We start from the raw sequence: 14677 nt of genomic DNA, 5'->3' as shown, positions 1-14677 counted from the left end.
GCCTGTCCTCGTCTGCGGCAACGGCCCTGGTGCCGGCGGAAACTGGTTATCCACAGGCCCCCACACCGCAGGTTCTGGCCAGTAATCTCGGCGTTCATGGAGCAGAGGCATCTCGGCCGCACCGGCCTGCGTGTGTCCCGGATCGGGCTCGGCACTCTCACTTGGGGCCGGGACACCGACGAGCACGACGCGGCGGACCTCTTGAAGACGTTCTGGGAAGCGGGTGGGAGCCTCGTCGACACCGCGGACGTGTACGGGGACGGGGAGGCCGAGTACCTGCTCGGACGTCTCGTGGAAGGCCTCGTGCCGCGCCGCGACCTGGTCATCTCGACGAAGGCCGGCAGCGTGCCGGATCCGGATCGGCGGTTCGACGGGTCACGCGGGCATCTGCTCTCGGCGCTGGACGCCTCCCTGTCCCGGCTCGGCACGGACTACGTCGACGTGTGGCACATCCACGCCTTCGACCCGGACACCCCGCTGGAGGAGACCCTGCAGGCGCTGGACCTGGCGGTCAGCAGCGGACGGGCCCGGTATGCCGGGGTCTCGAACTTCTGCGGGTGGCAGCTCGCCAAGGCCGCCACCTGGCAGATCGCGGCGCCTGGCACCCGGACCCGGTTGGCCAGCACGCAGTTGGAGTACTCGCTGCTGCAGCGCGGAGTCGAGCGGGAGGTACTGCCGGCGGCGCTGGATCTGGGCATAGGCATGCTTCCCTCGTCGCCACTCGGACGCGGGGTGCTCACCGGCAAGTACCGGCACTCGACGCCCTCGGACTCCCGGGGCGCCTCGGATCATCTGGCGCCGTTCGTCGCCCCGTACCTCGACGACACCGCGACCCGCATCGTGGACGCCGTGACGACGGCGGCGGACGGGCTCGCGGTGACTCCGCTCCAGGTGGCCCTCGCATGGGTGCGCGACCGTCCGGGTGTGGCCGCGCCGATCGTCGGCGCGCGCAACTCGCAGCAGCTCACGGCGGCATTGTCAGTGGAGACCCTTAGTCTTCCTGACGAGATCTGCCGGGCGCTCGACGATGTGTCGGCGCCCGTGCACCGCTATCCCGATCACGACTGGAGCACGCTGTGAGCACGGAGCCGGAGCCCGCCGAGGACGCAGAGGCCGCCGAACCGGGGACGCCGGACGTCGCGGCGGAGGGCGGTCCAGGGGTGGAAGCGGCGCAGGGCGACTCCGAAGCCGCGGCGAAGCAGTCCGAGGCCGAGGCCGAGTTGGCCGCGCAGCGGCTGGAGCGGGAGCGGATCGAGAGGCGGAAGGCCGAGAAGCAGGGGCCCATCGCGGCCGGGACCAAACTCAGCGGGACCGCCGCCGACCTCCTCGCGGCCGTCCGGGCCGTGGAGAGCGGCGAGAAGCCCGTGGCCGCCGTCTTCGCCGAGCCCGGTCCCGCACCTCGCCGGCCGGCACCCGCGGCGAGGCCACAACCGGTGGCCGCCTCCCCGGTGGCCGTGGCCGCCGACGCGGAGACCGTCGAGGCCGCGCGGCGGGTGCTGACCGAGGGTGGTGCGCCGGACACCCTCGCGTCCCAGGTCGTCGCGGCCCTGGGCGAGGGGGCCGACGAACGGCTGCGGGACGACCCCTGGCAGTTGTTGCGGGTCACCGGTGTGCGGCCCGAGCAGGCCGACGGGTTCGCGCGGGCGCTCCTCGGTGACCAGTGCGCCCCGGACGACGAGCGCCGCGGTCGCGCGGTCACCGTGTGGCTGCTGGAGCAGGCCGCCCTCGCCGGGCACACCGCTCTGGAGATGGCCGCGCTCGTCTCCGCGCTCGGCCGCCAGGGCGTGCCGGATCCGGACGCGGCCGTTCAGGACACGATCGCCGAGGGCGACGCCCTGGTCTTCCAGGACGCCCTGGAGGAGTCCGGAGTGCCGGAGCATCGCGGCGAGGCGGAGGGGGACGGGGAGGACGGGGAGCGGCCGGTTCGGGTGCTGGTCGGGCTGGAGCGGTACGCCCTCGCGGAGGAGAGCCTCGCCGACGGCCTGGCCCGGCTGATCAACTCCGTGCCGAAGGAGGACGGTTCGGCCGCGGACTGGGAGCGGGCCGCCGCCTCGGCCGGGAGCTCCACCGCCGAGCTGATCCGGGCGGTCGCGGGCCATGGTCTGGTTCTGCACACGGGCGGAGAGGCCTCGCTCGCCGAACCGGCCGCGCTGCTGGGCGCTGCTCGGGAGCTGGGACTGCGTGCGTGGGCCGCCTTCCACGGTCCGGTCGGCCGCGACCGCTTCGCCGCTCGGGCGGCGGAAGGCGCCGGTTCCGGCGTCACCACCGTCGGCGGGCTGCTGTCCGGCCTCGAAGGGCCCGGCCGGGACGCCGACGGAGCACTGGATCTCGATGTGTTGGTGGTGCTGGACGCGCCGCAGCTGGACGTCGAGACGGCGGCGCTGCTCACCGAGTCGTTGCCGGACGGCGCCCGGCTGGTGCTGGCCGGTGATCCGGCGGTGCTGTGGTCCGTGGGGCCCGGCCGGGTGTTCGCGGATCTGCTGGCCGCCCGGATCTGCCCCCTGGTCACCTCCCGGCGTCCGGACCCGGGCCCGCTGGGCGAGCTGGTCTCCGGCGTCGGCATCGGCGAGCTCAACCAGGTCGAGGCCCCCGGCAAGGAGGTCGTGATCGTGCCGGTGCGGGACGCGGGCGAGGCCGTCCACCGGACCGTGCAGCTGGTCGCGGACTCGGTGCCCCGGGCGATCGGGATTCCTGCCGAGGAGACGCAGGTGATCACGCCGGGCCACGGCGGCGCGGCCGGCACCCGCGCGCTGAACGCGGCCCTCAAGGAGCGGCTGAACCCCGGCCCCGGCCGCTTCGGCGGTTTCGACCCCGGCGACCGCGTCGCCTACTCCCCCGCGCCGGGCCGAACGCTGCCGGGCCGCGTGGTCAAGGCCGACGCCGAGGGGCTGCACCTGTCGTGTGCGGGCGAGGCCGTCGTCGTACCGAAGGAGCGGGTGGAGCAGTCCGTACGGCACGGGTGGGCGCTGACCGCTCACCAGGCGCTGGGGGCCCGGTGGCCCGCGGTGGTCGTGGTGCTGCCCGGCGACGCCGTGCAGGCGCTCAGCCGGCCGTGGGTGTACACGGCGTTCGGCCGGGCGGACCGACACCTGTCCGTGGTCCACGGCGCTGACCAGGCGCTGGCGCGTGCCGTGGCCGAGATCCCGGCGAAGCCGCGCACGACCCGCCTGCCGGCGCTGCTCGCTCCGCAGGTCCCGGCCGGCGGCTGACCGAGACGCCGTCGCACGGGAACGGCGGCGGTCCCGGAGGGCCGATCCGGCCTCCGAGACCGCCGCCGCCACCGTGGTTCGGTTGGTGTCGCGGTGGGCGTTCGCTCAGCGATCCGTGTCCAGCCGCGCCGCCTCCGCTGTTTCCTCTGTCTCTTCCTCGTCATCGTCGATCTCGTCGAGGTCGTCCGTGTCCTCGTCGTCGATGTCGTCGGCTTCGTCGTCGTCGAAGACCGCGCTGACGTCGAAGCGGCACACCACCCGCTGCGCGTCGGCCTGCTCGAACGGGGCCTCCAGCCACTCACCGGGTTCGGCCGGTTCGTCGGCGGCCGTCACCCAGAGCGTGGAGTCGCCCTCCTCCAGGCCGAACTCCTTGTGCCGGGAGGCGATCTCGTCGGCCTCGAACTCGCCGAACAGGACGCCGAGCGCCCCGTGCACCGTGCCGGAGGCCTCGCCGCCCTCGTCGTCCGCCGCCTCGATCCGCTGTGCCTGTGCCAGCAGCCGCTGGGGCTCCGCCACGGCGTAGTCACGGCGGATCAGCACGCTGAGCGCGTTCGGCTCCTCGGGGCCGGTGTACGGCGGCAGCGAGTCCTCCGCGCCGGGGATCTCGAAGGGCGTGACCTCGTCGTAGCGGTCGTAGAGCAGCTCGTCGTACACCTCGGCGGCCGCGGCCAGCTGGTTGAACGCCTCGTAGACGGCAGGGTCGTCCTCCCCGGACCGGCGTTCGACCGCCGCCAGGTGGCGGTCGAGCGCGGTCTTGACCGCCTCGGCGGCGGCGCGTACCTCGGCAGCGGTGGGCTGCGCAGCATCAGACATAGTGCAGACGCTATCCGTACCAGGCCCCAGACCGCACAATAGATGCGATGCCGGAATACGAATTTGTCGACGTGTACGTGCCACGCGGGGTCTCCCGCAAGGACGCCACACGCCTGCTGACGGACCATGCCGAGTACGGACACTGGGAGTTGGACCGCCTGAGCCTGCTGCGTGACGGCAGCCGCAGGGTGCGGCTGCGTCGGCGGATCATCCGCCAGGTTCGCGCCACCTGGTGAGCTGAGGCGACGGAAACGGAGCGGGCCCCACCGAGGCAGGGCCCGCTCCGTTGCGCGTGTGCGCGTCCTCTACGCCGAGGCGCGCGCCTTGCGGTAGAGCAGCGAGCCCGCCAGCAGCGCCCCCGCGCCCACCGGGAGCGCCAGACCCATCGGCAGGTCACTGCCGGTGTGCGCGAGCTGCGCGGCACCCTTGGGCTGGGTGACGGTCTGGGTACCCGGCTGGTTGGGGTGCGAGTCGCCCGGCGGCGTGTTCGGGGCACCGGGAAGACCGGGCTCCACCGGGCTGCCGGGGTTGCCCGGCTGCTCGGGGCTGCCGGGCGGGGTCTCCTGGCCGCCTCCCGGAGGCACGCTCCCGCCGAAACCGTCTCCGTCGGAGCAGCCGTTGCCCGAGGTGGCGTTGCCGATCCCGATGATGTCGACGCTGTTGCCGCAGACGTTGACCGGCGCGTCGACGGGCACCTCGACATGGTTGCCCGAGCCGACGCCCGGGGAGCCTGCGGTGTGTCCGTCCGCCGACGAGCCCGAGCCGCCGGAGCCCCCGTGGCCTCCGTGCCCGCCGGAGTCGCCGTACCCACCGGGTGAGCCCTTGCCGCCGCTCTCGACGCCGGTGTTGACGCACTTGTTGCCCATCGCCGGGTTGAGGACCCCGACGACGTTGACCGTGTTGCCGCAGACGTTCACCGGCGCGTGCACCGGAGCCTGCACCGAGTTGCCCGACAGTACGCCGGGCGAGTTCGCGCTCGATCCGCTCGCGCCCGAGTCCGCGTGCGCGGCGCCGCCTGCGGCGATCACGCCGGTGGCGGCGGCCACGGTCATCAGGCCCTTGCGGGTGACCTGTCGCATTACTGAATCCCTGCCTTCGACCTTGTCCCGAATTCCCGAAGTTCGCATTCTCGACGTTCGAGATCTCGAGGATCAAGTTCTCGAAGTCCGCGTTCCTGCGTTCGAGTTCTGAGTTCGAGTCCTCGACACCGGAAAAGAACCGTTCCGAAAAGGCCGGTCGGCCCCGGAGCGCATGGCGCGCACTCCGGAGCCGACCGGCTCAGCCCTTCACGGGGCGAGGCACAACGTCAGTTGTTGATGCAGGTGTTGCCGAAGGCGGGGTTCAGCAGCCCGATCACGGAGACCGTGTTGCCGCAGACGTTCACCGGGACGTGAACGGGCACCTGGACCACGTTGCCGGAAAGAACGCCCGGGGAGTGCACGGCGGCACCCTGCGCACCCGAGTCGGCGACGGCCATGCCCGCGCCCGCGAGAACCAGACCGCCAGTGGCAGCCGCAGCGGCGACGACCTTCTTGATCATTATTCCTCCTAGTTGGCAATGCGATCCCAAGTAGCGGATCGCATCACCTGTAACGAGGAGGGAGTAATGGAGCTACGAGCTTATCGTCGCATTCACTCTTCCCAGTCGGTTCCGTACATTCGAGCGAATAGTGGAGTGTCGTTTCAGTGTGGCAATTCAGGACGCCTCGATGAACCGGTCCAGGACCCGCACGCCGAAACGCAGCCCCTCCACCGGCACCCGCTCGTCGACACCGTGGAACATCCCGGCGAAGTCCAGCTCCGGCGGCAGCTTGAGCGGCGCGAAGCCGAAGCCCCGGATGCCGAGGTCGTCGAAGGACTTGGCGTCGGTGCCGCCGGAGAGCATGTAGGGGATGGCCTTCGCGGTCGGGTCCTCGGCGATGAGCGCCGACTGCATCGCCGCCACGAGCGCCCCGTCGAAGGAGGTCTCCAGCGCCTTGTCGGAGTGCACGTCCTCGCGTCGCACCTTCGGGCCGAGGATCCGGTCGAGGTCGGCGAGGAACTCCTCCTCGTGCCCGGGCAGGAAGCGCCCGTCGACGTGCGCGGTGGCCTCGCCGGGGATCACGTTGACCTTGTAACCGGCGCCCAGCTGCGTGGGGTTGGCGGTGTTGTGCAGGGTCGCGCCGATCAGCTTGGCGATACCGCCCAGCCGGGCCAGGGTCGACTCCATGTCCTCCGGGTCGAGCTCGGTGCCGAGCGCGTCGCCGAGTTCGTCGAGGAAGGCCCGGGTGGTCTTGGTGACCCGCACCGGGAACGTGTGCCGGCCGAGCCGCGCGACGGCCTCCGACAGCTCGGTGATGGCGTTGTCCCGGTGGATCATCGATCCGTGTCCGGCGGTGCCGGCCACGGTCAGCTTCATCCAGTGCATGCCCTTCTCGGCCGTCTGGATCAGATAGAGCCGCCGCTCCTCGCTCACCGTGAACGAGAACCCGCCCACCTCGCTGATGGCCTCGGTGACGCCCTCGAAGAGATCGGGGTGGTTCTTGACGAGATGCTTGGCGCCGTACGTGCCGCCCGCCTCCTCGTCGGCGAGGAAGGCCAGGACGATGTCCCGGGGCGGCTTGCGCCCGCTGCGCAGCCGGTCCCGGACGACCGCGAGGGTCATCGCGTCCATGTCCTTCATGTCGACCGCGCCACGGCCCCACACGCAGCCGTCCGCGATCTCGCCGGAGAAGGGGTGGTGGGTCCAGTCGACCGCGTTGGCCGGCACCACGTCGGTGTGACCGTGGATGAGCAGCGCCGGCCGGGACGGGTCCTCCCCCTCGATGCGGGCCACGGTGGACGCGCGCCCCGGGTGCGACTCGAAGATCTGCGGTTCGAGCCCCACCTCGGCGAGCTTCTCGGCGACGTACTCGGCCGCCTTGCGCTCGCCTGGGCCCGAGTGGTCGCCGTAGTTGCTGGTGTCGATCTGGATCAGCTCACGGCAGAGGTCCACGACCTCGTCCTCGCCGGTGACGCCCCTGGCCCTGTCCGACTCGCTCACGCTGCTTCCTCCCGCGCCGTCACTGCTGGTGGTTCCCCTCATCCTCCCCCTCCCGGGGCTCCCACCCCAAGACCGGTCCCGGCCCGTCACACGTCGTTCACGCACGACCGGGGCGCTTCGGGGGGTGATCGGGGGGCACTCGAAAGCCTGGTAATGTTTCCTTCGTCGCCGCGGGGGCAACCCCGCACGACAGACACCTTGTCCGGGTGGCGGAATGGCAGACGCGCTAGCTTGAGGTGCTAGTGCCCTTTATCGGGCGTGGGGGTTCAAGTCCCCCCTCGGACACACGAGATGAGCGAGGGCCGCGATCACTGGATCGCGGCCCTCGCTCGTTGTGTGGGGCATCTCTCCCGAGCGTGAAGATCACCAGGTCAGCGCCCCGGCGCCGGTGCGCCGAACACCCCGAACGGCCTTGCCGGGTGGCTGACAGAAGGGGGCGAGCCTAGCGTCGTACTAAAATTTCCGGCTTGTTACGGGCTGGAGCCGGACAACCCCAGGCAGACCTGCGGGCCCCGCCAGCGCCCCGGAGGCTCCGGGATGGAGACGCGAGGACCCGATGGCAGCCATACACGAGAGCAGCGCTCTCGGTCTGCTCGACGAAGAGATCCGCGAACGGTTCGGCGATACGGCACGTTTCTCCGGGGGGCCGGCCGCCTCGCCGCGCACCCTCGTCGACGTCTTCGACGCCTCCGTACGGTCGTATCCCGACGAACTCGCCCTGGACGACGGGACGACACGGCTCACCTACCGGCAGCTCGCCGCCGAGGTGGAGGTCCTGCGGCGGACGCTCGACGCCGCCGGGGTCGGGCTGGGCGACCGGGTGGGCGTGCGGGTGCCGTCCGGCACCAACGAGCTGTACGTGGCGATCCTCGCCGTACTGGCCGCCGGGGCCGCCTACGTGCCGGTGGACGCCGAGGATCCCGACGAGCGGGCCGAGCTGGTGTTCGGGGAGGCGGAGGTGCGGGCCGTCGTCGGGGACGGGCTCGAGATCGCCGTCGTCTCCGAGAGCGGCCTTCCCGCGGCCCGGCCGGGCGTGGAGCACGACGCGTGGATCATCTTCACCTCCGGTTCCACCGGGAAGCCCAAGGGCGTCGCCGTCAGCCACCGCAGCGCCGCCGCGTTCGTGGACGCCGAGGCCTCGCTGTTCCTCACCGAGGAGCCGATCGGGCCCGGCGACCGGGTCATGGCCGGGCTGTCGGTCGCGTTCGACGCGTCCTGCGAGGAGATGTGGCTGGCGTGGCGGTACGGGGCCTGTCTGGTGCCGGTGCCGCGCGCGCAGGTCAGGAGCGGTGCCGATCTCGGGCCCTGGCTGGTCGAGCAGGAGATCACCGTCGTGTCGACGGTGCCGACGCTGGCCGCCCTGTGGGAACCGGAGACCCTGAACGACGTACGGCTGCTGATCTTCGGCGGTGAGGCCTGTCCGCCGGAGCTGACGCAGCGGCTGGTGACGGAGGGGCGCGAGGTCTGGAACACCTACGGACCCACCGAGGCGACCGTCGTGGCCTGCGCGTCGCTGATGAGCGGCGAGGAGCCGATCCGGATCGGGCTGCCGCTGGACGGCTGGGAGCTGGCCGTCGTCGACGAGGCCGGGGAGCCGGTGGCGATGGGCGGCAGCGGTCAGCTGGTGATCGGCGGGGTCGGGCTCGCGCGGTATCTCGACGCCGGGAAGGACGCGGAGAAGTACGCCCCGCTGGAGTCCCTGGGATGGGAACGGGCGTACCGCAGCGGGGACCTCGTCAAGGCGGAGCCCGAGGGGCTGGTCTTCCTCGGGCGGGCCGACGAGCAGATCAAGCTCGGCGGGCGGCGCATCGAGCTCGGTGAGGTGGACGCGGCCTTGCAGGCGCTGCCCGGGGTGGCGGGAGCGGCGGCCGCCGTGCGCACCGCACGCGGCGGCAACCAGCTGCTCGTCGGGTACGTCGTCACCCAGGACGGGTGGGACCACGCGGCGGCCGTGGAGAGGCTGCGCGCCGAGCTGCCCGCCGCGCTCGTGCCCCTGCTCGCGCCGGTGGCCGAGCTGCCGACCCGGACCAGCGGCAAGGTCGACCGCGGCGCCCTGCCCTGGCCGCTGAAGGAGCTGGAGACCGGCGGCCCGGCCGAGCAGCTCTACGGCACCGAGGCGTGGCTGGCCGAACAGTGGAGCGAGGTCCTCGGCATCCCCGTGTCGAGCGCGCGGGACGACTTCTTCGCGATCGGCGGCAGCAGCCTCGCCGCCGCCCAGCTGACCACCCGGCTGCGCTCGCGCTACCCGAGCGCCGCCGTGCTCGACGTCTACCAGCAGCCCGTGCTGCGCAAGCTGGCCCGGCGCCTGGAGGCGTCGGCGCAGGACGACGGCGCCGAGCGGCTGATCGCGCCGGTCCCGGTCCGCGCCCAGGTGCTGCAACTCCTGCTTCTCCTCCCCCTGTTCACCCTGCTCGGGCTGCGCTGGAGCGTGACGCTGGCCGCCCTCGGGAACCTGCTGCCCGCGTACGCCTGGCTGCCGACGGCTCCCTGGTGGGTCGTCGCGGCCGGCGCCGTCCTCCTCTTCACCCCGCCCGGGCGGCTCGCGATCGCCGCGGGTGGCGCCCGGCTGCTGCTGCGGGCGGTGCGGCCGGGGCGGTACCCGCGGGGTGGCGGCGTGCATCTGCGGCTGTGGGCCGCCGAGCGGCTGGCGGAGTTCAGCGGGGCGACCTCGCTGACCGGTTCGTGGCTGGAACGGTACGCGCGGGCACTCGGCGCCAAGGTCGGCCCTGACGTGGACCTGCACTCGCTGCCGCCGGTCACCGGCATGCTGAGGCTGGGGCGGGGCGCGGCGGTGGAGTCCGAGGTGGACCTGTCCGGCTGGTGGCTGGACGGCGACCGGCTGGAGATCGGGCCCGTCAGGGTCGGTGCGCACGCCGTGGTCGGCACGCGCAGCATGCTCTTCCCCGGCGCCCGAGTCGGCAAGCGTGCCGAGGTGGCGCCCGGCTCGGCGGTCACCGGTCAGATCCCCACCGGACAGCGCTGGGCGGGCGCGCCCGCGGTCAAGCTCGGCAAGGCCAAGCGGAACTGGCCGAAGGAGCGGCCGGTGCGCGGCACGTACTGGCGCGTGATGTACGGCGTGACCGGCTTCGCGCTCAGTGCGCTGCCGGTGGTGGCCGGTGCCGCCGCGCTCCTGGTGGGCCACTGGTTCGTCACCCCCGACCTGACCGCGAGCGGTGTCGCGCTCGCCCTCGTCCCGGCGACGCTCGCCTTCGGGCTGGCGTACGCGCTGCTGCTCCTGGTCGCCGTGCGCCTGCTGAGCCTCGGCCTGCGCGAGGGCACGCACCCCACACACAGTCGGATCGGCTGGCAGGCCTGGACGGTCACGCAGCTCATGGACCGCTCGCGGGAGACGCTGTTCCCGCTGTACGCCGGGCTGGCCACGCCCGTGTGGCTGCGGCTGCTCGGGATGCGGATCGGGCGGGGTGCCGAGGTGTCGACCGTGCTGGCGCTGCCGAGCCTGACGACGGTCGGCGAGGGCGCGTTCCTGGCCGACGACACCCTGACCGCGCCGTACGAGCTCGGTGGTGGCTGGATGCGGATCGGGCGCGCGGAGATCGGGCGGCGGGCCTTCCTCGGGAACTCCGGGATGACCGCGCCGGGACGGTCGGTGCCGGACGGCGGGCTGGTGGGTGTGCTGTCGGCGACGCCGAAGAAGGCGAAGAAGGGCAGCTCGTACCTGGGGCTGCCGCCGGTGAAGCTGCCGCGTGCGGCGGCCGGGGGTGACCAGAGCCGGACCTACGATCCGCCGGCGCGGCTGCTGTGGGCGCGTGGGCTGGTGGAGCTGTGCCGGATCGTGCCGGTGTTCTGCTCGGCGGGGCTGGCCGTGCTGACGGTGGCGGCGCTGTGTGCGCTGGGTTCGCCGGACGTGCTGGGCGCCTGGGCGGCGCTGGTGTCGGGGCTGGTGCTGCTGGGGACCGGGATCGCGGCGGCGGTGCTGTCCGTCGTGGCGAAGTGGGTGCTCGTGGGGCGGCACCACAGCGGGGAGCACCCGCTGTGGAGCTCGTTCGTGTGGCGCAACGAGCTGGCGGACACGTTCGTCGAGGTGGTGGCCGTGCCGTGGCTGGCCGGGTCGGTGCCGGGCACGCCGCTGATGACGGCGTGGCTGCGCGGGCTGGGGGCGCGGATCGGCCGGGGCGTGTGGGTGGAGAGTTACTGGCTGCCCGAGACGGACCTGGTGACGCTGGAGGACGCGGCGACCGTCAACCGGGGCTGTGTGCTGCAGACGCACCTCTTCCACGACCGGATCTTGCGGACGGATACTGTGGTCCTCCGTGAGGGCGCGACGCTGGGTCCTGGCGGAATCGTCCTGCCCGGCAGCACGGTCGGGGCCCGTACCACCCTGGGTCCCGCGTCGCTGGTCATGGCGGCGGAGTCCGTTCCCGACGACACCCGCTGGCTGGGCAATCCGATCGAGGCGTGGCGACCCTGAGCGCGGGCCACTCGGAGGGGGAGGGCGGCGTACCTAGTCCGAGCACAGCGCAGGGAGCAGACGCAGCAGTGACCGTTCAGCAGGCAGTGGGTCCGGACCCGTATTTTCCGGCCAACGGCGATCCCCGCTACCGGGTGCACCGCTACGAGCTCGCGCTGGACTACCGCCCCGGTCCCAACCGGCTGTCGGGGACGGCCCGGATCAACGCCATAGCCGGGCGGTCGCCGCTCGCCGAGTTCGTGCTGAACCTCGCCGACTTCAAGATCGGCCGGGTGCGGGTGGACGGCCGGCAACCGCAGTACACGCACCGGGGCGGGCGGCTGCGTCTGCGCCCGGCCAAGCCGCTGCGCGCCGGGGCCGCCTTCACCGTGGAGATCCACTGGTCGGGCAATCCCCGGCCGGTGAACAGCCCCTGGGGAGGGCTCGGCTGGGAGGAGCTGGAGGACGGGGCGCTGGTGGCGAGCCAGCCCGTCGGGGCGCCGTCCTGGTACCCGTGTAACGACCGGCCGGCCGACAAGGCCTCGTACCAGATCTCGGTCACCACGCCGTCCGCGTACGCGGTGGTGGCGGGCGGCCGCCTGTTGACCCGTACGACGAAGGCGTCGACGACGACCTGGGTGTACGAGCAGTCCGCGCCGACGTCCAGCTATCTGGTCGGGCTGTCGATCGGCAAGTACCAGACGGTGCTGCTGGGTGATCCGGGGCCGGGCGGGGTGCCGCAGCACGGGCACATCCCGGCGCATCTGCTGCCGGAGTTCTCCCGGGACTTCGCCCGCCAGCCCCGGATGATGGAGCTGTTCCAGGAGTTGTTCGGGCCCTACCCGTTCGACGAGTACGCGGTCGTGGTGACCGAGGAGGAGCTCGACGTCCCCGTCGAGGCACAGGGGTTGTCGCTGTTCGGCGCCAACCACGTGGACGGGGCGCGGGGTTCGGAGCGGCTGGTCGCGCACGAGCTGGCCCACCAGTGGTTCGGCAACAGCGTGTCCATCGCCGACTGGCGGCACATCTGGCTCAACGAGGGGTTCGCGAAGTACGCGGAGTGGCTGTGGTCGGAGCGCTCCGGCGGCCGTACCACCCACCAACTCGCCGCCGCGGCGCACCGGTTGCTGTCCTCGCTGCCCCAGGATCTGCGGCTCGCCGACCCCGGCCGCAAGGCCATGTTCGACGACCGGCTCTACGAACGCGGCGGCCTCACCCTGCACGCACTGCGGTGCGCGATGGGCGACGCCGACTTCTTCCGGATGCTGCGCGGCTGGGCCTCGCAGCACCGGGGCGGGGCGGTGAACACGACGACGTTCACGGCGCACGCGGCGCGGTTCGCGGCGGAGCCGTTGGACGAGGTGTTCGAGGCGTGGGTGTACGGGGCGGCGCTGCCGCCGCTGCCCCTGCCGGAGCGGCGGGCGGCCGTCTAGCACAATGGCGGGCATGACCAAGCGCTCCTGCCCGTGCGGGCTGCCCCAGGCCTACGACGCGTGCTGCGGCCGCTACCACTCCGGTACCGCCGCCCCCACCGCCGAGGCCCTCATGCGGTCGCGCTACTGCGCCTTCGTGCGGCAGGACGAGGGGTATCTGCTGCGGACCTGGCATCCGCGGACGCGGCCGGCGCGGGTCGAGTTCGATCCGGGGATGCGGTGGGCGGGGCTGGAGATCCTGGACACGAGTGACGGATCGGCGTTCCACTCCGTGGGGACCGTGACCTTCCGTGCCTCGTTCCGGGGCGGTTCGCTGCATGAGCGGAGCCGGTTCGAGCGGGTGGCGGGGGCCTGGGTGTACGTGGACGGGGAGTTTCTCGACGGGTAGGGCCTACGGGGCCAGGATGTCGAGTTCCTCCAGGGCGCCGACCGTGATCTGACGCGTGAGTTCCTCGGCGCGGGCCGCGTCGCCCGCGCGGACCGCCTCCGCGACCTGGACGTGGAGGGTGACGGCGGCCGGGAGCGGGTCTTCGAACATGACCTCGTGGTGGGTGCGGCCGGCCAGGACTTCGGCGACCACGTCGCCGAGACGGGCGAACATCTCGTTGCCTGAGGCGTTGAGGATCACGCGGTGGAAGGCGATGTCGTGGAACAGGTAGCCCTCCAGCTGGTGGCCGCGTGAGTGGGCGACCATGCCGAGGGCGCACTCGGTGAGCTCGGCGCACTGCTCCGCGGTGGCGTGCTTGGCCGCGAGGCCCGCGGCGACCGGTTCGAGGGCCGAGCGCAGCACCGTGAGGGAGCGCAGCTGGCGTGGGCGGTCGGCGCCGGCCAGGCGCCAGCGGATGACCTGGGGGTCGTAGACGTTCCACTCGTTCGTGGGACGGACCGTCACGCCCACCCGGCGGCGGGACTCGACGAGGTGCATGGACTCCAGGACCCGGACCGCCTCGCGCATCACGGAGCGTGAGACGTCGAAACTCTGGGCCAGTTCGTCGGTGCGCAGGACACTGCCCGGCGGGTACTCGCCGGCCGTGATGGCGGGACCGAGGGAGTCCAGTACTTGGCCGTGCAGCCCCCGGCCCGAAGTGCTCATGCACTCAGCGTACGGGGCACGTCACACTCTTAAAAAGTCAGACTTATTCATCACAGGGTCTTGAATTCGTCGTACCTAATGGGTTTCAGTGTGGCCGACGTCAGATGTCGACGTCGGATGTCGAGGAAGACAGCGAGGCAGTGATGCGTACCCCTCACGTCGTCGTGGTGATGGGCGTCGCCGGCACGGGCAAGACCACGATCGGTCCTCTGCTCGCCGCCCGGCTCGGCGTCCCGTACGCCGAGGGCGACGACTTCCACCCCCCGGCCAACATCGACAAGATGTCGGCCGGGACCCCGCTCGAGGACGCCGACAGGTGGCCGTGGCTCGACGCCATCGGCGGCTGGGCGCACGGTCGGGCCGGGCTCGGCGGGGTGGTCAGCTGTTCGGCGCTGAAGCGGTCCTACCGTGACCGGCTCAGGGCCGCGGCGCCCGACGTGGTGTTCGTGCACCTCGCCGGCGACCGGACGCTGATCGAGGACCGCATGACACATCGGCAGGGCCACTTCATGCCCACCGCGCTGCTGGACTCCCAGTTCGCCACGCTCCAGCCCCTGGAGGCGGACGAGGCGGGCGTCGCCGTGGACGTCTCCGGCAGCCCGGAGGAGATCACCGAACGGGCCGCCGAGGCGCTGAACGCCCTTCCCGACGTACGTCAGTAGGACCCCCCTCCAGCACCACCCCTCCCCCGTCCCCGTA

The 14677-nt window shown here is 72.3% G+C and carries 12 protein-coding genes and 1 tRNA gene; 8 read left to right on the top strand and 5 right to left on the bottom strand.

The features are described from left to right. Positions 1 to 96 precede the first annotated feature (96 nt). Together AQJ84_RS36600 and AQJ84_RS36595 are read left to right on the top strand one after the other, a co-directional pair. Positions 97 to 1080: an aldo/keto reductase gene (locus AQJ84_RS36600; protein ID WP_030044612.1), complete on the top strand. Its 984-nt coding sequence runs from the start codon at positions 97 to 99 to the stop codon at positions 1078 to 1080. Next, on the top strand, positions 1077 to 3209 hold the full coding sequence (locus AQJ84_RS36595) for a helix-hairpin-helix domain-containing protein (RefSeq protein WP_053193064.1): 2133 nt from the start codon (positions 1077 to 1079) through the stop codon (positions 3207 to 3209). Before AQJ84_RS36600 ends, AQJ84_RS36595 begins: the two co-directional genes overlap by 4 nt. A 105-nt stretch (positions 3210 to 3314) precedes the next feature. Here AQJ84_RS36595 and AQJ84_RS36590 read toward each other — a convergent pair whose 3' ends face one another. Then, entirely contained in the window at positions 3315 to 4022 is a 708-nt protein-coding gene (locus AQJ84_RS36590; protein WP_030044613.1) for a hypothetical protein, read from the bottom strand. A 47-nt stretch (positions 4023 to 4069) separates the two neighbouring features. Here AQJ84_RS36590 and AQJ84_RS36585 point away from each other — a divergent pair, with 47 nt between their 5' ends. Further along, complete coding sequence (locus AQJ84_RS36585; RefSeq protein WP_005485166.1) at positions 4070 to 4258, top strand: DUF5703 family protein; 189 nt, start codon at positions 4070 to 4072, stop codon at positions 4256 to 4258. 69 nt (positions 4259 to 4327) lie between these two features. Here AQJ84_RS36585 and AQJ84_RS45020 read toward each other — a convergent pair whose 3' ends face one another. The 3 genes from AQJ84_RS45020 to AQJ84_RS36570 form a co-directional block, all read right to left on the bottom strand. Then, positions 4328 to 5101 carry a chaplin gene (locus AQJ84_RS45020; protein WP_030044614.1) on the bottom strand — a complete coding sequence of 258 codons (774 nt, stop codon included), beginning with the start codon at positions 5099 to 5101 and terminating at the stop codon, positions 4328 to 4330. Between the two features lie 227 nt (positions 5102 to 5328). Next, on the bottom strand, positions 5329 to 5562 hold the full coding sequence (gene chpH, locus AQJ84_RS36575; RefSeq protein WP_053193065.1) for a chaplin ChpH: 234 nt from the start codon (positions 5560 to 5562) through the stop codon (positions 5329 to 5331). Positions 5563 to 5718: 156 nt separating this feature from the next. Further along, positions 5719 to 7044, bottom strand: a complete 1326-nt coding sequence (locus AQJ84_RS36570) for a M20/M25/M40 family metallo-hydrolase (RefSeq protein ID WP_030044616.1) — start codon at positions 7042 to 7044, stop codon at positions 5719 to 5721. A gap of 200 nt (positions 7045 to 7244) precedes the next feature. Here AQJ84_RS36570 and AQJ84_RS36565 point away from each other — a divergent pair. The 4 genes from AQJ84_RS36565 to AQJ84_RS36550 all read left to right on the top strand — a co-directional run bounded on the left by AQJ84_RS36565 (position 7245) and on the right by AQJ84_RS36550 (position 13273). Continuing rightward, positions 7245 to 7329: transfer RNA gene (locus AQJ84_RS36565), tRNA-Leu, on the top strand. Positions 7330 to 7600: 271 nt separating this feature from the next. After that, positions 7601 to 11473, top strand: coding sequence for a Pls/PosA family non-ribosomal peptide synthetase (locus tag AQJ84_RS36560; RefSeq protein WP_053193066.1), 3873 nt, complete (start codon positions 7601 to 7603; stop codon positions 11471 to 11473). A gap of 68 nt (positions 11474 to 11541) precedes the next feature. Beyond that, complete coding sequence (locus tag AQJ84_RS36555) at positions 11542 to 12885, top strand: M1 family metallopeptidase (protein WP_053193068.1); 1344 nt, start codon at positions 11542 to 11544, stop codon at positions 12883 to 12885. 13 nt (positions 12886 to 12898) lie between these two features. Further along, positions 12899 to 13273, top strand: a complete 375-nt coding sequence (locus tag AQJ84_RS36550; RefSeq protein ID WP_030044620.1) for a YchJ family protein — start codon at positions 12899 to 12901, stop codon at positions 13271 to 13273. Positions 13274 to 13276: 3 nt separating this feature from the next. Here AQJ84_RS36550 and AQJ84_RS36545 read toward each other — a convergent pair whose 3' ends face one another. Next, entirely contained in the window at positions 13277 to 13978 is a 702-nt protein-coding gene (locus AQJ84_RS36545) for a FadR/GntR family transcriptional regulator (protein WP_030044621.1), read from the bottom strand. A 143-nt stretch (positions 13979 to 14121) separates the two neighbouring features. On the opposite strand from AQJ84_RS36545, the gene AQJ84_RS36540 reads away from it, so the two are divergent. After that, positions 14122 to 14640, top strand: a complete 519-nt coding sequence (locus AQJ84_RS36540; RefSeq protein WP_030044622.1) for a gluconokinase — start codon at positions 14122 to 14124, stop codon at positions 14638 to 14640. Positions 14641 to 14677 lie beyond the last annotated feature (37 nt).

This window comes from Streptomyces resistomycificus, assembly GCF_001514265.1.
Lineage (GTDB): Bacteria > Actinomycetota > Actinomycetes > Streptomycetales > Streptomycetaceae > Streptomyces > Streptomyces resistomycificus.
Note: the sequence above shows the minus strand (reverse complement) of the source record. Positions and strands in the feature narration are given on the sequence as shown.

Bases quoted from the DNA above. Each gene is read 5' to 3' on its own strand.
- AQJ84_RS36590 (WP_030044613.1), bottom strand. From the start codon at position 4,022: ATGTCTGATGCTGCGCAGCCCACCGCTGCCGAGGTACGCGCCGCCGCC.
- AQJ84_RS36550 (WP_030044620.1), top strand. From the start codon at position 12,899: ATGACCAAGCGCTCCTGCCCGTGCGGGCTGCCCCAGGCCTACGACGCG.
- AQJ84_RS36545 (WP_030044621.1), bottom strand. From the start codon at position 13,978: ATGAGCACTTCGGGCCGGGGGCTGCACGGCCAAGTACTGGACTCCCTC.
- AQJ84_RS45020 (WP_030044614.1), bottom strand. From the start codon at position 5,101: ATGCGACAGGTCACCCGCAAGGGCCTGATGACCGTGGCCGCCGCCACC.
- AQJ84_RS36540 (WP_030044622.1), top strand. From the start codon at position 14,122: ATGCGTACCCCTCACGTCGTCGTGGTGATGGGCGTCGCCGGCACGGGC.
- AQJ84_RS36600 (WP_030044612.1), top strand. From the start codon at position 97: ATGGAGCAGAGGCATCTCGGCCGCACCGGCCTGCGTGTGTCCCGGATC.
- AQJ84_RS36585 (WP_005485166.1), top strand. From the start codon at position 4,070: ATGCCGGAATACGAATTTGTCGACGTGTACGTGCCACGCGGGGTCTCC.
- chpH (WP_053193065.1), bottom strand. From the start codon at position 5,562: ATGATCAAGAAGGTCGTCGCCGCTGCGGCTGCCACTGGCGGTCTGGTT.
- AQJ84_RS36560 (WP_053193066.1), top strand. From the start codon at position 7,601: ATGGCAGCCATACACGAGAGCAGCGCTCTCGGTCTGCTCGACGAAGAG.